The organism is Streptomyces cyaneofuscatus, from assembly GCF_042718795.1.
In the GTDB taxonomy this organism is placed as follows: Bacteria; Actinomycetota; Actinomycetes; order Streptomycetales; family Streptomycetaceae; genus Streptomyces; species Streptomyces cyaneofuscatus_A.
In genome coordinates this window covers 55207-70578 of the sequence record NZ_JBHXOX010000036.1, presented here as the reverse complement: position 1 = coordinate 70578, position 15372 = coordinate 55207, and the positions used below count along the sequence as shown (strand labels likewise).

The window sequence follows — 15372 nt, the reverse complement described above, 5'->3', positions numbered from 1 at the left end:
CTGGGAACGCCGAGCCGACATCCACGAAGCCTTCCTCAAACTCGCCTGCTGCCTCATCACCCACCGACAGATCAACTCATTGTGTTAGCCGCTGTTAGTCGCCAGCTCGGAGACGCAGAGACGGACATCTTCGATCCGTTCACCACGGCCCCACCCGGCCAGGGTGGCGGTGGCGAATCCCGCGCCTGTTGGATGGATTTTGGGGTGGCCTTGAAGAAGCATTGGTCCGTTTCGATCATGGTCGTCCTCATGACTCGGCGTCCAGGAGGTGAGCGGGCCTGCAGCCGTGGCGGGAAGCTGCACCCCGGGAGGCTCCTGGCGGGCGCGCAGGGCGGGGCCGTCGGACGAGCAGCAGCCGGGAGCCGGCCGCCTCGATCTGCCGACGGCGCTCAGCGGCTATCGCCCTCGGGCCAAGGTGGGAAGCGGCCGGGGCGAGTACGCCGTAGACGTCCGGCAGTGCCAACACGTCGAGCAGACCGGTGAAGGCCGACGAGCGGGGGTCGGCACTCGCCTCGCGATCCGTGAAGACGCCGGATAGCTCCAGCTCGTGCCTACGGCAGTACTCGGCGAGCGAGGCGGCCAGCGCTCCTTGCCGGGCTTCGGAGACCCGCACCAGCCGCAGGAATCCGTAGACGACAGGCCCGCTGACCATGCGATGTTCCGTGAGAGGTTCCATGCTGGGGACCGTCCAAGGAGTCGGCAGGTGGTGACGCTCCTGAGCATGGCGGCCCCTGAACTCCTCGCCAATCACCCGTCGTTCTACTTCCGTTCCACTTCCGTCCCGCCGTACCCGGGCATCTGCTTCGATGACGGTGGAAGGGAGCAAGGCGTGGCAACCGTGCACCACTGGACCGGCCTGGAGGCGAGGGCTCTGCGTCCATCTTGACGGAGTCCCCGTGAAGACGACGGAGAACCTCGACACTGACCTGCTGCTACGTACGTGCCTCGCCCGTTCCTCCCGGATGGCCACCGTGATTGGCCGGTCCACTACCCGGGCGCGAGGCCAACTGAGACCAAAACTGAGACCGCCAACGTCGAAGGCCCCCACTGCACGCAGTGGGGGCCTTCGACGTATTGCCCGGTGAGAGCAATGGCGGAGGATACGAGATTCGAACTCGTGAGGGGTTGCCCCCAACACGCTTTCCAAGCGTGCGCCCTAGGCCACTAGGCGAATCCTCCGCCGCAAACAATACAAGACGTTGGAGGGTGCTCGCGAACACGTTCCCCGGAGATCGTTCGGAGGGGGGTGCAGGTCGGGCGGCGGGGTGGCCGGGTGGACGGGTGGGTGGACCGGACGGGGTGGGGATCCGCTAAGGTGGGCGTCAGCCCCTCACGTGGCGCTATCTGACTGAACTCCCCCAGGGCCGGAAGGCAGCAAGGGTAGGTTGGCTCTGGCGGGTGCGTGGGGGGCCCTTTGCGTTCCGGGGGGCGTGGGGTTCGCCTGGGACGGAGTCCCGGCCGGAGGTCCGGTGCGGGCCGTGTGGGGTTGGTTGTCAGTCCGCCCCGATAACCTCGTAGATGTGTCGTCCCTTGCGCTGTACCGCCGCTACCGCCCCGAGTCGTTCGCCGAGGTCATCGGTCAGGAGCATGTCACTGACCCGCTCCAGCAGGCCCTGCGGAACAACCGGGTCAATCACGCGTACCTGTTCAGCGGGCCGCGTGGCTGTGGAAAGACGACCAGTGCGCGCATCCTCGCCCGCTGCCTGAACTGCGAGCAGGGGCCTACGCCGACCCCGTGCGGGGAGTGCCAGTCGTGCCAGGACCTCGCGCGCAACGGGCCGGGGTCCATCGATGTCATCGAGATCGACGCCGCCTCGCACGGTGGTGTGGACGACGCCCGTGATCTGCGCGAGAAGGCGTTCTTCGGCCCCGCCTCCAGTCGTTACAAGATCTACATCATCGACGAGGCCCACATGGTCACCCCGGCCGGGTTCAACGCCCTGCTGAAGGTGGTCGAGGAGCCGCCGGAGCACCTCAAGTTCATCTTCGCGACCACCGAGCCCGAGAAGGTCATCGGGACGATTCGGTCGCGTACGCACCACTATCCGTTCCGGCTGGTGCCCCCGGGGACCCTGCGCAGTTATCTCGCCGATGTCTGTGGGAGGGAGAACAGCGCCGTCGCGGACGGTGTCCTGCCCCTCGTCGTGCGGGCCGGCGCCGGGTCCGTGCGTGACTCCATGTCCGTCATGGACCAGTTGCTGGCCGGCGCGGGCGACGACGGTGTGACCTACGCCATGGCCACCTCGCTCCTCGGGTACACGGACGGCTCGCTCCTCGACTCGATCATCGACGCCTTCGCCGCCGGTGACGGGGCCGCCGCCTTCGAGGTCGTGGACCGGGTCATCGAGGGCGGCAACGACCCGCGTCGGTTCGTGGCCGATCTGCTGGAGCGGCTGCGCGATCTGGTGATCCTCGCCGCCGTGCCCGACGCGGGGGAGAAGGGGCTCATCGACGCCCCCGCCGATGTCGTCGAGCGCATGCAGGCCCAGGCCTCCGTCTTCGGCGCCGCCGAGCTCAGCCGCGCCGCCGACCTGGTCAACGACGGGCTCACCGAGATGCGTGGTGCCACCTCGCCGCGCCTCCAGGTGGAGCTGATCTGCGCCCGGGTCCTGCTCCCCGCCGCCTTCGACGACGAGCGGTCGATGCAGGCCCGGCTCGACCGGCTGGAGCGGGGTGCGTCCGCCGCCGCTGCCGGCTCGTTCGCGGTCGCGCCCGCCGCCGCTGTGCCCATGGGGTACGTCCCCGGGCCCGAGGTCCATGCCCCGCAAGGCCACGTCCCGCAGGGGCACGTTTCCCAGGCCGCACCCGTGGCCCCCGCCGGTCCGGACGCCGCCCGTGCCGCCGTACGGGGCGAGGCGCCGGCCCCCGCGCCCGCCGCCGAGCCCGTTGCCGCGCCGCCCGCCGCCGCCCCGCAGCCCCCCGCCGAAGCCCCCGCCCAGCGGCCCGGGTCCTGGCCCACCGCCGCTGGGGGTGAGCAGGCCCGGCGCCCCGGCGGCTGGCCCACCGCGTCCGCCCCCGGCAGCGGCCCCGCCACCCCGCCCCCCGCCGCACCCGCACCGGCCCCCGCCGGCCCTGCGGCCCCCTCCGCCCCGGCCGCCCCGGCAGCGGGCGGACAAGGCATGGCCCAAGGCGCCGGCCAGGTCCGGAACATGTGGCCCGACATCCTGGAGGCGGTCAAGAACAAGCGCCGCTTCACCTGGATCCTGCTCAGCCAGAACGCCCAGGTCACCGGGTTCGACGGGACCACCCTCCAGATCGGCTTCATCAACGCGGGCGCCCGCGACAACTTCGCCAGCAGCGGCAGCGAGGAAGTCCTCAAGCAGGCACTCGCCGAGCGGTTCAACGCCCAGTGGCGGGTCGAGGCGGTCGTCGACACCTCCGGCGGCGGCGCGGCCCCCCTGCCCCCCGTCGGCGGACGCCCGGCCCCGCAGTACACGCCCGCCCCGACGCCCTCACCCTCCGCCCCGACCCCGACGGCGTACGAAGGCACCCCGGCGCACGCCCCCCAGCAGCACCATCAGCAGCAGTCCCGGCCGACCACCTCCCCGTCCTCCGCCGCGCAGCAGCAGTCGCAGCAGCAGTCGCAGCAGTCTCACCAGACCTCCCACAATCCCAGCCCCGCTGCTCCCCCCGCCCCTGAGCCTTCCCACGGCGGGTACGCCGTCGCCCCCGAGGACGACTTCGCGGAGGCCGACGACCCGGATCTCGTCGACTCCGCCCTCTCCGGCCACGAGCTGATCGTCCGCGAGCTGGGCGCCACCGTGGTGGAGGAGTTCAACAACGAGCAGTGAGGCCGACGAGCAGCCAGGCCGACGAGCAGCCAAGCCCGACAAGCAGCCAAGCAGCCAAGCAGCCAAGCCCGACAAGCAGCCCCAGGCGACCGGGGGCGAGGCCGCGCGCCATGAGGCGACGGCCCCGTCTCCCCGCACCGGTACCAGCCGTCCACGGACCGGCGGCCGTCCGGGCCCGCCGCCCCCGGCGGCTAGGCTGCACCCCGTGAAGGTCCTCGTCATCGGCGGCGGCGCCCGCGAACACGCCCTGTGCCGCTCTCTGTCCCTCGACCCCGATGTCACCGCTCTGTACTGCGCCCCCGGCAACGCCGGCATCGCAGAGGTGGCCGAACTGCACCCGGTCGACGCCCTCGACGGTGACGCCGTCGCGCGCCTCGCGACCGAGCTGGGCGCCGGGCTGGTGGTCGTCGGCCCGGAGGCGCCGCTCGTCGCCGGGGTCGCCGACGCCGTGCGTGCGGTCGGCATCCCCTGCTTCGGCCCCTCCGGCGAAGCCGCCCAGCTCGAAGGCTCCAAGGCGTTCGCCAAGGACGTCATGGCCGGGGCCGGGGTCCCCACCGCCCGCAGCTACGTCTGCACCACCCCCGCGGAGATCGACGAGGCCCTCGACGCCTTCGGCGCCCCGTACGTCGTCAAGGACGACGGTCTCGCGGCGGGCAAGGGCGTCGTCGTCACCGACGACCTCGCCGCCGCCCGCGACCACGCCCTGTCCTGCGACCGCGTGGTCATCGAGGAGTTCCTCGACGGCCCCGAGGTCAGCCTCTTCGCCATCACCGACGGCACCACCGTGCTGCCGCTCCAGCCCGCCCAGGACTTCAAGCGCGCGCTCGACGGCGACGCGGGCCCGAACACCGGCGGCATGGGCGCCTACTCCCCGCTCCCGTGGGCCGATCCCAAGCTGGTCGACGAGGTCCTCGAAACCGTCCTCCAGCCGACCGTCGACGAGCTCCGCCGCCGCGGCACGCCCTTCTCCGGGCTGCTCTACGCCGGCCTCGCGATCACCTCGCGCGGCGTGCGGGTCATCGAGTTCAACGCCCGCTTCGGCGACCCCGAGACCCAGGTCGTCCTGGCCCGGCTCCGTACGCCGCTGGCCGGGGTCCTCCTCGCCTCCGCCAACGGCACCCTGGACGTCCTCGCGCCGCTCACGTGGCGCGACGACGCGGCCGTCACCGTCGTGATCGCCTCGCACAACTACCCGGACACCCCGCGCACCGGCGACCCGATCGACGGGCTCGCGGAGGTCGCGGCGCAGGATGCGCCCGACGCGTACGTCCTGCACGCCGGGACCCGTACGGAAGGCGGCTCCGTCGTCAGCGCGGGCGGCCGGGTCCTCTCGGTGACCGCGACCGGCAGGGACCTCGCCGCGGCCCGTGAGCGCGCCTACACCGCGCTCGGCCGCATCCGCCTCGACGGCTCCCAGCACCGGACGGACATCGCCCTGAAGGCCGCCGGAGCCCCCGGAGCCCCCGGAGCCGCCGGAGGCTGATCCTCCGCTCCACCCACTCCACCCGCTCCACCTGCTCCACCCGGCCCCTCCCGCCGCCCCCGAACGCCACCGGCGTACGCGGGGCAGGCGCGAGGGGCCGTCCCGTGCGGGCACAGGAGGCGCAGCTCTGCCCTACGGACGCGGACACGTCAGCAGCTTTGCCCAAAGCCATTCCATCGGGTGACGACTGGGCCAGACGGATGACGGCCGCCAAACCCCCAACTAGGGTGCGGCGCAGGCGTTCCGGCACTTGGCCCACCGGCATTGCGATGTCGGTGACGGGTGCCACAGTGGGGGAGTGAGCAACCGTCGCGGGGCAGAGGGGGTGACATCCGGCCGTGTCCGGTATCGACGTGGGTGAGGAGCTGGGTGCGCGGGCCGCACAGGCCCGAGCGCTCGCCCTGCTGCGGATCCGCAGCAGGGCACTGGCCGTGGTGATCACGCCCGCGGCCGTGGCCGTCGTGCTGTTCGCCGCGGGCGCCCAAGGGCACCTCGGCGGGCCCGTCTGGGACGGCGTTCGCTGGGCTGTGCTCGCGGTCGCCGTGGTGGTGCTGCTGGTGGCCGCCGCCGTCGCGGTGTCCGTCGCGCGGGCGCGGCCCGCCGTGAGTCCCACCGTCCCCGTGGCGGAGGAAGGGGCCCCCGATCTCTACCGGCTGGTCCGGGACCTGGCCGACCGGCTCGGCGTCCCCGCGCCCTCGGCCATAGCGCTCACCCCGGACTGCGACAGCTGGCTGGAGGACCGCACCCACCGCAGCAACCGCACCCACCGCACCACCGGCACCACCGGCACCACCCGCACCCACCACAGCAGCAGCGGAGAAGCCGCACCCGAAGCCAAGAACGCGGCCCCCGTCCTCGTCATCGGCTCCCCCTTCCTCTGGTGGATGCGTGTCGCCGAGCTCCGCGCCGTCCTCGCCCCCGTCGTGGCGGGCACCGACTCGTCCGCGCACCCCGACATAGCCGCCGCCCGGCGCTTCGTCCGCGGCCTCGACGCCGCGGTGGCCGACGGAGCCGCCCCGGGCCGCGGAGCGCTGCGCGGGGCCCCGGCCGCCTTCACCGGCTGGGTCGCCCGGCTGCTGCTGCGCGCCTGCCGGGAGCACGCCGCCGAGATGGAGCGGTGCGTGGCGGCCACGGCCTCGATGCGCGCCCAGGGCGTCGACTACGCGCTCCGCATCGCCGCCCAGGAGCAGGTCGGCCTCGCCTACGCGGGCTGGGACCGGCTGCTGACCCGGGTCGCGCTGCCCGCCTGGCGGATGGGCCGCTGGCCCTCCCGGCTGGACGCCGGTGTGGTCTCCGCCCTCACCGAGCTCTCCCGCCGGGACCGGCTGGCCGACGGCTTCACCTCGCGCCTCGGCGAGCGCCCCGCCTGCGACCTGCTGGAGGAGCCCGGCATCGCCGACGAGGCCACCTCCCTGCTCGCCGCCCGCCTCTTCCACGGCGGCCCGGCGGAGAGCGGCCCGGACTGGGCGCCGGTGGACTGGCAGCAGTATCCGGACGAGGTCGTCGACCGGAAGTGGCGTACGGAGGCGGCCCGGCTGCACCGGGTGCTCGACGCCATGGGCGTACCCCCGGCCACCGTGACCGATCCCGCGGTGCCCACCCTGGCCCGCGTCATGGAGCACCTGGCCGGTCCCGGCGGCCCCGGTGGGCCCGGGGAAGAGCTCGCGGCGGGCATCGGGGCGGCGGTCGCCCGCGACGACGCCCAGGCCCCGGCGCCCGGTCCGGCCCAGCAGACGGCTTCCGCCGCCGGCGCCGACCCCCTCGACCTCTGGGGCCCCGACCCGCTCCCCCTCTTCCCGCTCCAGCCGCCGCGTACGGGCACGGAGCTGCTCGCCGACCATGTCGCCGCGATGGTCTGCTGCGCGGCCGTGGACACCGCCGGCGCGGCCCCCGGCCTCGACTGGCTGGACGGCCCCGCGCTGCTCGTCGACGGCGAGCGCCGGGCGGACCTCGCGGTGCCGGTCCTCAGCCTGGTCGAGGACGGCGACCCGGATCCGCTGCGGTCCTGGCTGGCCGAGGTGGGCGTCCGCTCCGACAAACCGGTGCGGCTGGTGTGACCCCTGAAGCCAGAACGCGCACGGGCCGGAAGGGATGGTTCCGTTCACGTCAATTAGCGACGAAGGGTGACGGAGTGCGTGCGTTATGTGATGTGCTGGGGATCGGCGCTGGCATCGTGCGCGCCGGAGTTGTCCGGGGGACCTGAGGGAGGGGCGCGGCATGGGGGCGGAGCAGATTCGCCGGTGGGAGTCGGGCGCCCTCGCGCACGCGGTGAGCGACCCCTTCGGCCAGGGCCCACTGCCCTGGCTGCGCGGCAGTGAGAACTACTTCGACGACACCGGCCAGGTCGTCCCCTGGTACGCCGACCTCGGTCGCTCCACCGGCGGCGGCACCCGCCCCGCCGACGACGTGCACCGCCAGATCAAGGGCTTCGTCTCGCCCGGAGCGGCCGCCCCCGGCGAGGCCGTCGACTTCCACATCACCGTGGACCCGCCCCAGCAGTTCTCCGTGGACGTCTACCGGATCGGTCATTACGGCGGCGACGGCGCGGCCAAGATCACCACGAGCCCGCGCCTCTCCGGCATCGTCCAGCCGCCGCCGCTGGCCGCCGACCGGACCGTCTCCTGCCACCACTGGTGGATGTCCTGGCGGCTCCAGATCCCCAGCTACTGGTCGGTCGGCGCGTACGTGGCCGTCCTGACGACCGCCGACGGGTACCGCTCGCACATCCCGTTCACCGTCCGCCACGACCACCCCGCCGACCTGCTGCTCCTGCTCCCGGACATCACCTGGCAGGCGTACAACCTCTATCCGGAGGACGGCCGGACCGGCGCCAGCCTCTATCACGCGTGGGACGAGCGGGGGCGGCTCCTCGGCGAGGAGGACGCCGCCGTCACGATCTCCTTCGACCGCCCGTACGCCGGGGCCGGCCTGCCGCTGCACGTGGGGCACGCGTACGACTTCATCCGCTGGGCCGAGAGATACGGCTACGACCTCGCCTACGCCGACGCCCGCGACCTGCACGCGGGCCGCATCGACCCCAGCCGCTACCGGGGCCTGGTCTTCCCAGGCCACGACGAGTACTGGTCCACGCCCATGCGCCGCGCCGCCGAGCGCGCCCGCGACTGCGGCACCTCGCTCGTCTTCCTCTCCGCCAACACCATGTACTGGCAGGTGGGCCTCGCCCCCTCCGCCTCCGGCATCCCCGACCGCCTGCTGACCTGCCGCAAGCGCCGGGGCCCGGGGAAGTCCGCGCTCTGGCGCGAGGTGGACCGGCCCGAGCAGCAGCTCCTCGGCATCCAGTACGCGGGCCGGGTCCCCGAGGCCGGCCCGCTGGTCGTGCGCAACGCCGAGCACTGGCTCTGGGACGCCACGGGCGCGGCCGACGGCGACGAGATCCCGGGCCTGGTCGCCGGTGAGGCCGACCGCTACTTCCCGCGTACGAGCCTGCCCGAGCACGACAACCGGATCCTGCTCGCCCACTCCCCGTACCAGGACTCCGAGGGCGCCACCCGCCACCAGGAGACCTCGCTCTACCAGGCCCCCTCCGGCGCGCTGGTCTTCGCCTCCGGCACCTTCGCCTGGTCCCCGGCCCTGGACCGCCCGGGCCACACCGACGGCCGGATCCAACGGGCGACGGCGAACCTCCTCGACCGGATCTGCAAGCGCGACTGACCGGATCTGCGAGCGGGACTGACGGTTGCCGGGCGTGTTCACCGACCCGCTCCCGCCGCCGCCTCGCGGATACGGGACAATCGGAACCGCTCCTGGATCAATCTACGCGGAGGCACCGTGTCCGGTTTTGTAGAAAAGCCCGAGCCCGTACAGGTTCCGGGCCTCACCCACCTGCACACCGGCAAGGTCCGTGACCTGTACCGGAACGAGGCGGGCGACCTCGTGATGGTCGCCAGCGACCGTATCTCCGCGTACGACTGGGTCCTGCCGACCGAGATCCCCGACAAGGGCCGGGTCCTCACCAAGCTCTCGCTCTGGTGGTTCGACCAGCTCGCCGACCTGGTGCCCAACCACGTCCTCTCCACCGAGCTGCCGACCGGCGCCCCGGCGGACTGGGAGGGCCGCACTCTCATCTGCACGTCCCTGCGCATGGTTCAGGTCGAGTGCGTGGCCCGCGGCTATCTCACCGGCTCCGGGCTCACCGAGTACAACGCCTCCCGTACGGTGTGCGGCATCGGCCTTCCCGAGGGGCTGGTCAACGGCTCCGAGCTGCCCGGGCCGATCTTCACCCCGGCCACGAAGGCGGCCGTCGGCGACCACGACGAGAACGTCAGCTACGAGGAGATCGCCCGCGAGGTCGGTGTGGAGACCGCCGCCGAGCTGCGGCGGACGACGCTCGACGTCTACCGCCGGGCCCGGGACATCGCCCACCAGCGCGGGATCATCCTGGCCGACACCAAGTTCGAGTTCGGATTCGAGAGGCCCGACGAGGGCGGCGACGGGACCGAGCGGCTGATCATCGCCGACGAGGTGCTGACGCCCGACTCCTCGCGCTTCTGGCCCGCCGCCACCTGGAAGCCGGGGAGCGCGCAGCCGTCCTACGACAAGCAGTTCGTCCGGGACTGGCTGACCTCGCCGGCCTCCGGCTGGGACCGCGCGAGCGAGCAGCCGCCGCCGGCGCTGCCGCAGGAGATCGTGGACGCGACCCGCGCCAAGTACATCGAGGCGTACGAGGTCCTGACCGGCTCCAACTGGTCGTAGGGAACACGGAGAAGGCCCCGGTCCGTCTGGACCGGGGCCTTCTGCCTACCTTGAGCGGACGACCAGGTTCGAACTGGCGACCTCAACCTTGGCAAGGTTGCGCTCTACCAACTGAGCTACGTCCGCGTTGCGCCGAAGCGCGATGCTCACTATACCCAACCCCGCTCGCGCGCGAGACGCACCGCCGTGTGCCGGTTCTCCGCACCGATCTTGGAGGCAGCCGAGGAGAGGTAGTTGCGGACCGTCCCCTGCGAGAGCGAGGCCCGCTCCGCGATCTCCGCGACCGGCGCCCCGTCCGCCGCCAGTTCGAGCACCTCGGCCTCCCGGGCGGTCAGCGGGGAGTCCCCGGCGGAGATCGCGTCGGCCGCCAACTCCGGGTCGACATAGCGGTTTCCGGCGTGGACGGTACGGATGATCTCGGCGAGCCGGCGGGCGCTGACGGTCTTCGGCACGAACCCGCGTACGCCGGCGGCCAGCGCCCGCTTCAGATGGCCCGGGCGGCCGTGGCTGGTCACGATCATGGTGCGGCAGCCGGGCAGTTCACTGCGGAGCGATGTGGCGACCTTCACACCGTCCGCGCCCGGCATCTGGAGGTCGAGGACGGCGACATCGGGCCGGTGCGCGAGGGCCATCGCGAGCGCCTCGGGTCCGCTTGCCGCCTCCGCGACCACCACCAGGTCCTCCTCCAGGGCGAGCAGCGCGGCCAGCGCGCCCCGGATCAGGTGCTCGTCGTCGGCGAGCAGCACCCGCAGGGGTCGGCTTCCACGGCTTTCGGGGCCTTCAGGGCCTTCGGATCCTTCGGTGGTCATGTTCCCCTCGGTGGTCATCGTTCGTCCGGAGAAGTGGAGCGTTCGTCCGGAGAAATGGAGCGTTCGTCCGGAGAAGTGGAGCGTTCGTCCGGGGAGGCGGAGCGTTCGTCCGGAGAGGCGGCGTCGGAACGGTTACGGGGGGCCGTCAGCGGGACCGTCGCCGTGACCCGGAACAGGCCGTCCCCGACCGCCCCGGCCTCCAGCGACCCGCCCAGCGCCGCGAGCCGCTCCCGCAGCCCGGCCAGACCCGAGCCGCCCTCACCCGGAGGGGCCGCCCCCGCCCCGTCGTTCTCGACCTCCAGCACCACCGCACCCCCCACCGTCCGGAGCCGGATCACGCACACCCGAGGGTCGCCGTGGCGCAGCACGTTGGTCGCCGCCTCACGGACCACCCAGCCGAGGGCCGCCTGGACGGCCGGGGGCGCCCCGACCCCCGCCGGGCCGTCGGCGCCCTCGACGGTGCAGGCGATCCCGGCGGCCTCCAGCACGCCCTTGGCGCCGAGCAGTTCGGTGGGCAGGTCGGCCTCGCGGTAGCCCCGTACGACATCACGTACCTCCTGCTGGGAGGCGCGGGCGATCCGCTGCACCTCGACCATCTGGTCCACGGCCGTCGCGTTCCCGCGCTGGGCCAGCTCCACGGCCAGCTCGCTCTTCAGCGCGATCACGGCGAGGTTCCGGCCCAGCACGTCGTGCATGTCCCGGCCGAACCGCAGCCGCTCCTCCGCCACCGCCAGCCGCGCCTGCATGTCCCGCGCCTCCTCCGCCTGCCACATCACGGACAGGCTCCAGGCGCTCGGCCGGGTCGAGATGAGCACCAGCACGGTGCCGACGAGCAGCGAGACGGCCGACCCGAACAGCGTGCGGCCGGGCACCCCGACGGCCCCCAGCAGCCCCACCACCGCCACCCCGCAGCCCGCGCAGCGGAGCAGGTACGTCCGGGCCGGGACGAGGAGCACGTACGGCGTCGCGAACGCCAGGGGCAGGTCCAGCACCAGCAGGCTCAGCCCCGCGTCCTCGACCCCGCCCACCGCCGCGAGGGCCACCAGCAGGCCGGTCAGCACCGCCAGCAGCACCGCGGGAAGCCGCAGCCGCCGCAGCGGGAACGGCTCCACGCCCCGGTAGTGGGCGAAGGCGGGGTCCACGTTCCGGTTGCTCAGCACGCACTGGGCGGCGTTCACCGCGACGAACGCCGCCGCCAGGGATACCGGCAGCGGGCCCTGGCCGAAGGCCTTGCCGAGCGGGAGCAGGCCCCAGGTGACGAGGAAGACCCAGGGGAGCGCGCAGAGCGTGAGGCGGGTGTAGAGGTCGATGCGCTGGAGCTTGGTCCGCTCGTTCCAGCCGCGCCGCAAGCCCCGTACTCGACCGATCACCTCGTCCAGCCCCTTCATCCTGTCGCCGCCATGAACCGCCCTGCTCAGCCTCGCGGGTCCCAGCGGACCCACCGCCCTGAACCGCCCTGCTCAGCCCCGCGGGTCCCAGCGGACCCACCGCCCTGAACCGCCCTGCTCAGCCCCGCGGGTCCCAGCGGAACCACCGCTGCACAGCAAACACCGCGAACGCGGTCCAGGCCAGCGCCGCCACCCCGGCCGTGAGCAGGTCGCCGCCCTCCACACCGCCGAGCCAGCCGTGCCGGATGAGGGTCATCACGCCGGTCAGCGGCAGCAGCTCGAACACCGAGGCCAGGCCGTCCGGGAAGATGTCCAGCGGGACGAAGATCCCGGAGGCGAAGAGCGAGACGAAGAACAGCGGCAACGTGGTGAGCTGCGAGGTCTGGACCGTCCGGGTCACCGCGGAGGTCGCGGCCGCCAGGCCGGACATCATCACGAGGCCCACCAGCAGCCCCGCCAGGAACAGCTCGGGCCGCTTCGGCGCGCTCAGGTCGAAGGCGACCGCGCCGGCCGCGACCAGCAGCACGACCTGGAGGAGCGCCAGCGCGACGGCGGGCAGCGCGTTGGCGGTCAGGATCTCGCGGTCGGTGACCTCGCCGGTGCGCAACCGCTTGAGGACGAGCTCCTCGCGCCGGGTGACGTACCCGGTGACGAGGGTCATGTAGACGACCTGGACCAGCACGATGCCGATGCCGCCGGTCAGGGCGGCGCCCGCGATGGAGAGGCCGGTGCCGGCGAGGTCGATCTGCTGGAGCGAGGCCCGGATCGAGAAGATCATCACGATCGGCAGCACCAGGGCCACGAAGATCGCGGACCGGTTGCGGACCAGCAGGATCAGCTCGGCGCGGGCGAGCGCGGTGAGCCGCCGTGCGGAGGCGGAGGCCTGCGAAGGGGGCTTGCGGGGGCCTGCGAGGACGGTCGGGGTCGTCATGCCGTCACCTTCTTCGTCGTGTCGTCCGTGTTCTCGTCCGTGTTCTTCTTCGTGCCGTCCGTGGGCCTGGTCCCCGCCCGGCGCGGGTCGTCGGCGCGGGAGCGGAGCTGGGTGTTCGCGATCTGGAGGAACGCCTCCTCCAGGGAGGCGGAACGGGCGTCAAGCCCGAGCAGTTGCACGCCCGACTCCCGTGCCCAGCCGAGGAGTTCGTGCAGCGACTCCTGGAGCCCGGAGGTACGGATCTCGATCCGCTGCCCCTCCGCCGCCGCCCGCAGCGAGAGCGGAAGGTGCCCTGCCGGTACGCCGTCGGGCAGCGTGAACCGGATCCTGGCGGGCTGCGACGCGGTGACCTCGGCGGTCGTCCCTGCCGTCACGATCTGCCCCTGGTGCATGATCGCCAGCCGGTCCGCGAGCGCCTCGGCCTCCTCCAGGTAGTGCGTGGTCAGGAGTACGGTCGTGCCGCCGTCCCGGAGTGCCCGGATGAGGTCCCAGGTGTCCCGCCGCCCCTCCGCGTCCAGCCCCGTCGTCGGCTCGTCCAGGAAGAGCACCTCGGGCCGCGAGGTCAGGGCCAGCGCCAGGTCCAGGCGCCGCTTCTCGCCGCCGGAGAGCTGCTTGACCCGCACCCCGGTCCGGCTCGTGAGGCCGACCATCTCCAGGGCCTCGGCGGCGGGGCGGGCGCCGGTGGTGCACGCCGACCACATCCGCGCGGTCTCCATCACCGTGAGGTCGGAGGGGAAGCCGCCCTCCTGGAGCATCACCCCGGTCCGGGGCCGGACGGCCGCGCGTTCGCGGTACGGGTCGTGGCCGAGGACCTTGATGGTCCCGGCGGTCGGGAGGGCCAGTCCTTCGAGGAGCTCCACGGTGGAGGTCTTGCCCGCGCCGTTCGTCCCGAGCAGGGCGAACAGCTCGCCCCGTGCCACGGAGAAGGAGACCCCGGACACGGCCTCGAAGCCGTCCTTGTAGCTGCGGCGGACCCCGTCCGCCGCGATCACCGTCTCCGCGTCTGCCGGGCCACCTGTCGTTCGGTCGCTGAGAAAGTCTTGGCTGGTCATGCTTCGAGTCTTCCGCCGGAGCGGGCCCGCGAGCAGTGCGCGCTGTCACGACTGCTCATGACAAACGTCATGGCGGAGACGGACATGACAGACGGACACGACAGACGGACACGACAAAGGCCCTGATCGAAATCGATCAGGGCCTTTGTCTTCCGGAGCGGACGACCAGGTTCGAACTGGCGACCTCAACCTTGGCAAGGTTGCGCTCTACCAACTGAGCTACGTCCGCAGTGCAGCCACTCGGCTTTCACCGGTGGAGCGAGCACTACTCTACCTGATCCAACGGAGTGGTCTGAAGAGTCGTGCAGAGCGGGTGACAGGAATTGCACACTGCGCCTTCCCCCTGGAAGGGGGATGTTCTACTACTGAACTACACCCGCACGCGGCTCGGGATCCGGCTTTTCGGCCTCGCCCCTCGGCGTGCTCCAGACTCTAGCCGACCTGCGGGGGTGTCGCGCAAGTCGGCTCCCGGCGGGTCCCCCGGAGCGCGCCGCCGGCCGGCTCTCCGGACCCCGGTCCCGCCCCTGCGCACCCCGTCCGCACGGCGCCTGACGGAGCGTCCGCCGCGCGGCGGACGGACGCTCACGCCCCGGGCTCAACCGGACGCGTTGAACGCCTCGTAGACCTTCTTCGGGATCCGGCCGCGGGCCGGCACCTCCATCCGGTGCGAGCGGGCCCAGGCGCGGACGGCCGCGGGGTCCGGGGCGAGGGAGGTGTGGTGGTACGACGCGGGGGTCCTGCCGTGCTTACCGGCATTTGTCTGCTTTCGGCCGGCCGCCACGTAAGGGGCCAGGGCCTTCCGCAGTTTCTTCGCGTTGGCGGGATTGAGGTCGATCTCGTACGTCTTCCCGTCCAGGGCGAAGGTGACCGTTTCCGCCGCTGTTCCTCCGTCGATGTCGTCGGAGAGCGTAACCACTACGCGCTGAGCCACGGATATCGGTCCTTTCCTACGGCGTCGGCGCGTCGTGCGTGCGCCGATGGGCCGGCCTTCCGGCTGTCAGGCGGATGCGGATGTGGATACGGATACGGATCGACTGCTGTCGACTGTTCCGGTGTGTTCCGGGTTGTTCCGGTCGTTCGGTGTCCCGGAGCAATGCTGCTTTCCCCGGTAATCATTTGTACAGCGGTCGGTACCGCATTGTGAAGCCCAGCCAATTACTTCCGCGTGTCCGCAGGCAATCCGGGCATGATTTTTTTCCAGGACT

The 15372-nt window shown here is 72.4% G+C and carries 11 protein-coding genes, 4 tRNA genes, 1 other RNA gene and 1 pseudogene; 7 read left to right on the top strand and 10 right to left on the bottom strand.

Going from position 1 to position 15372, the window contains the following annotated elements:
• A pseudogene (locus tag ACFWRT_RS32755) lies at positions 1–88 on the top strand (IS5/IS1182 family transposase); the annotation flags it as partial.
• 159 nt (positions 89–247) lie between these two features.
• On the opposite strand, the gene ACFWRT_RS32750 reads toward ACFWRT_RS32755, so the two are convergent.
• On the bottom strand, positions 248–676 hold the full coding sequence (locus ACFWRT_RS32750) for a hypothetical protein (protein WP_359373846.1): 429 nt from the start codon (positions 674–676) through the stop codon (positions 248–250).
• Between the two features lie 415 nt (positions 677–1091).
• A tRNA-Ser gene (locus ACFWRT_RS32745) sits at positions 1092–1179 on the bottom strand.
• Positions 1180–1321: 142 nt separating this feature from the next.
• Between ACFWRT_RS32745 and ffs the strand changes: the two genes are divergently transcribed.
• The 6 genes from ffs (at position 1322) to ACFWRT_RS32715 (ending at position 9987) form a co-directional block, all read left to right on the top strand.
• Positions 1322–1418: signal recognition particle sRNA small type (gene ffs / locus ACFWRT_RS32740), an RNA gene on the top strand.
• A gap of 102 nt (positions 1419–1520) precedes the next feature.
• On the top strand, positions 1521–3791 hold the full coding sequence (locus tag ACFWRT_RS32735) for a DNA polymerase III subunit gamma and tau (protein ID WP_380953151.1): 2271 nt from the start codon (positions 1521–1523) through the stop codon (positions 3789–3791).
• 205 nt (positions 3792–3996) lie between these two features.
• A complete protein-coding gene (purD, locus tag ACFWRT_RS32730; RefSeq protein WP_380953150.1) occupies positions 3997–5274 on the top strand; it encodes a phosphoribosylamine--glycine ligase in 1278 nt (425 codons plus the stop codon).
• Positions 5275–5612: 338 nt separating this feature from the next.
• Positions 5613–7331 carry a hypothetical protein gene (locus tag ACFWRT_RS32725; protein ID WP_380953149.1) on the top strand — a complete coding sequence of 573 codons (1719 nt, stop codon included), beginning with the start codon at positions 5613–5615 and terminating at the stop codon, positions 7329–7331.
• A 160-nt stretch (positions 7332–7491) separates the two neighbouring features.
• Complete coding sequence (locus tag ACFWRT_RS32720; protein ID WP_380953148.1) at positions 7492–8946, top strand: N,N-dimethylformamidase beta subunit family domain-containing protein; 1455 nt, start codon at positions 7492–7494, stop codon at positions 8944–8946.
• Between the two features lie 117 nt (positions 8947–9063).
• Positions 9064–9987, top strand: a complete 924-nt coding sequence (locus ACFWRT_RS32715) for a phosphoribosylaminoimidazolesuccinocarboxamide synthase (protein WP_380953147.1) — start codon at positions 9064–9066, stop codon at positions 9985–9987.
• Between the two features lie 53 nt (positions 9988–10040).
• Here the strand turns inward: ACFWRT_RS32715 and ACFWRT_RS32710 are convergent.
• The 8 genes from ACFWRT_RS32710 to ACFWRT_RS32675 all read right to left on the bottom strand — a co-directional run bounded on the left by ACFWRT_RS32710 (position 10041) and on the right by ACFWRT_RS32675 (position 15098).
• Positions 10041–10113 (bottom strand) — tRNA-Gly (locus ACFWRT_RS32710).
• Between the two features lie 23 nt (positions 10114–10136).
• Entirely contained in the window at positions 10137–10796 is a 660-nt protein-coding gene (locus ACFWRT_RS32705; protein ID WP_380953146.1) for a response regulator, read from the bottom strand.
• 14 nt (positions 10797–10810) lie between these two features.
• A complete protein-coding gene (locus ACFWRT_RS32700) occupies positions 10811–12184 on the bottom strand; it encodes a sensor histidine kinase (RefSeq protein WP_380953145.1) in 1374 nt (457 codons plus the stop codon).
• A gap of 118 nt (positions 12185–12302) precedes the next feature.
• On the bottom strand, positions 12303–13115 hold the full coding sequence (locus ACFWRT_RS32695) for an ABC transporter permease (RefSeq protein ID WP_380953144.1): 813 nt from the start codon (positions 13113–13115) through the stop codon (positions 12303–12305).
• Entirely contained in the window at positions 13112–14167 is a 1056-nt protein-coding gene (locus tag ACFWRT_RS32690; RefSeq protein WP_380953143.1) for an ABC transporter ATP-binding protein, read from the bottom strand. Before ACFWRT_RS32690 ends, ACFWRT_RS32695 begins: the two co-directional genes overlap by 4 nt.
• A gap of 156 nt (positions 14168–14323) precedes the next feature.
• Positions 14324–14396 (bottom strand) — tRNA-Gly (locus ACFWRT_RS32685).
• 79 nt (positions 14397–14475) lie between these two features.
• Positions 14476–14547: transfer RNA gene (locus ACFWRT_RS32680), tRNA-Gly, on the bottom strand.
• 215 nt (positions 14548–14762) lie between these two features.
• On the bottom strand, positions 14763–15098 hold the full coding sequence (locus ACFWRT_RS32675) for a histone-like nucleoid-structuring protein Lsr2 (RefSeq protein WP_380953142.1): 336 nt from the start codon (positions 15096–15098) through the stop codon (positions 14763–14765).
• Positions 15099–15372 lie beyond the last annotated feature (274 nt).

Coding starts and splice junctions, on each gene's coding strand:
- ACFWRT_RS32750 (WP_359373846.1), bottom strand. CDS start 676: ATGGAACCTCTCACGGAACATCGCATGGTCAGCGGGCCTGTCGTCTAC.
- ACFWRT_RS32720 (WP_380953148.1), top strand. CDS start 7,492: ATGGGGGCGGAGCAGATTCGCCGGTGGGAGTCGGGCGCCCTCGCGCAC.
- ACFWRT_RS32705 (WP_380953146.1), bottom strand. CDS start 10,796: ATGACCACCGAAGGATCCGAAGGCCCTGAAGGCCCCGAAAGCCGTGGA.
- ACFWRT_RS32700 (WP_380953145.1), bottom strand. CDS start 12,184: ATGAAGGGGCTGGACGAGGTGATCGGTCGAGTACGGGGCTTGCGGCGC.
- ACFWRT_RS32695 (WP_380953144.1), bottom strand. CDS start 13,115: ATGACGACCCCGACCGTCCTCGCAGGCCCCCGCAAGCCCCCTTCGCAG.
- ACFWRT_RS32690 (WP_380953143.1), bottom strand. CDS start 14,167: ATGACCAGCCAAGACTTTCTCAGCGACCGAACGACAGGTGGCCCGGCA.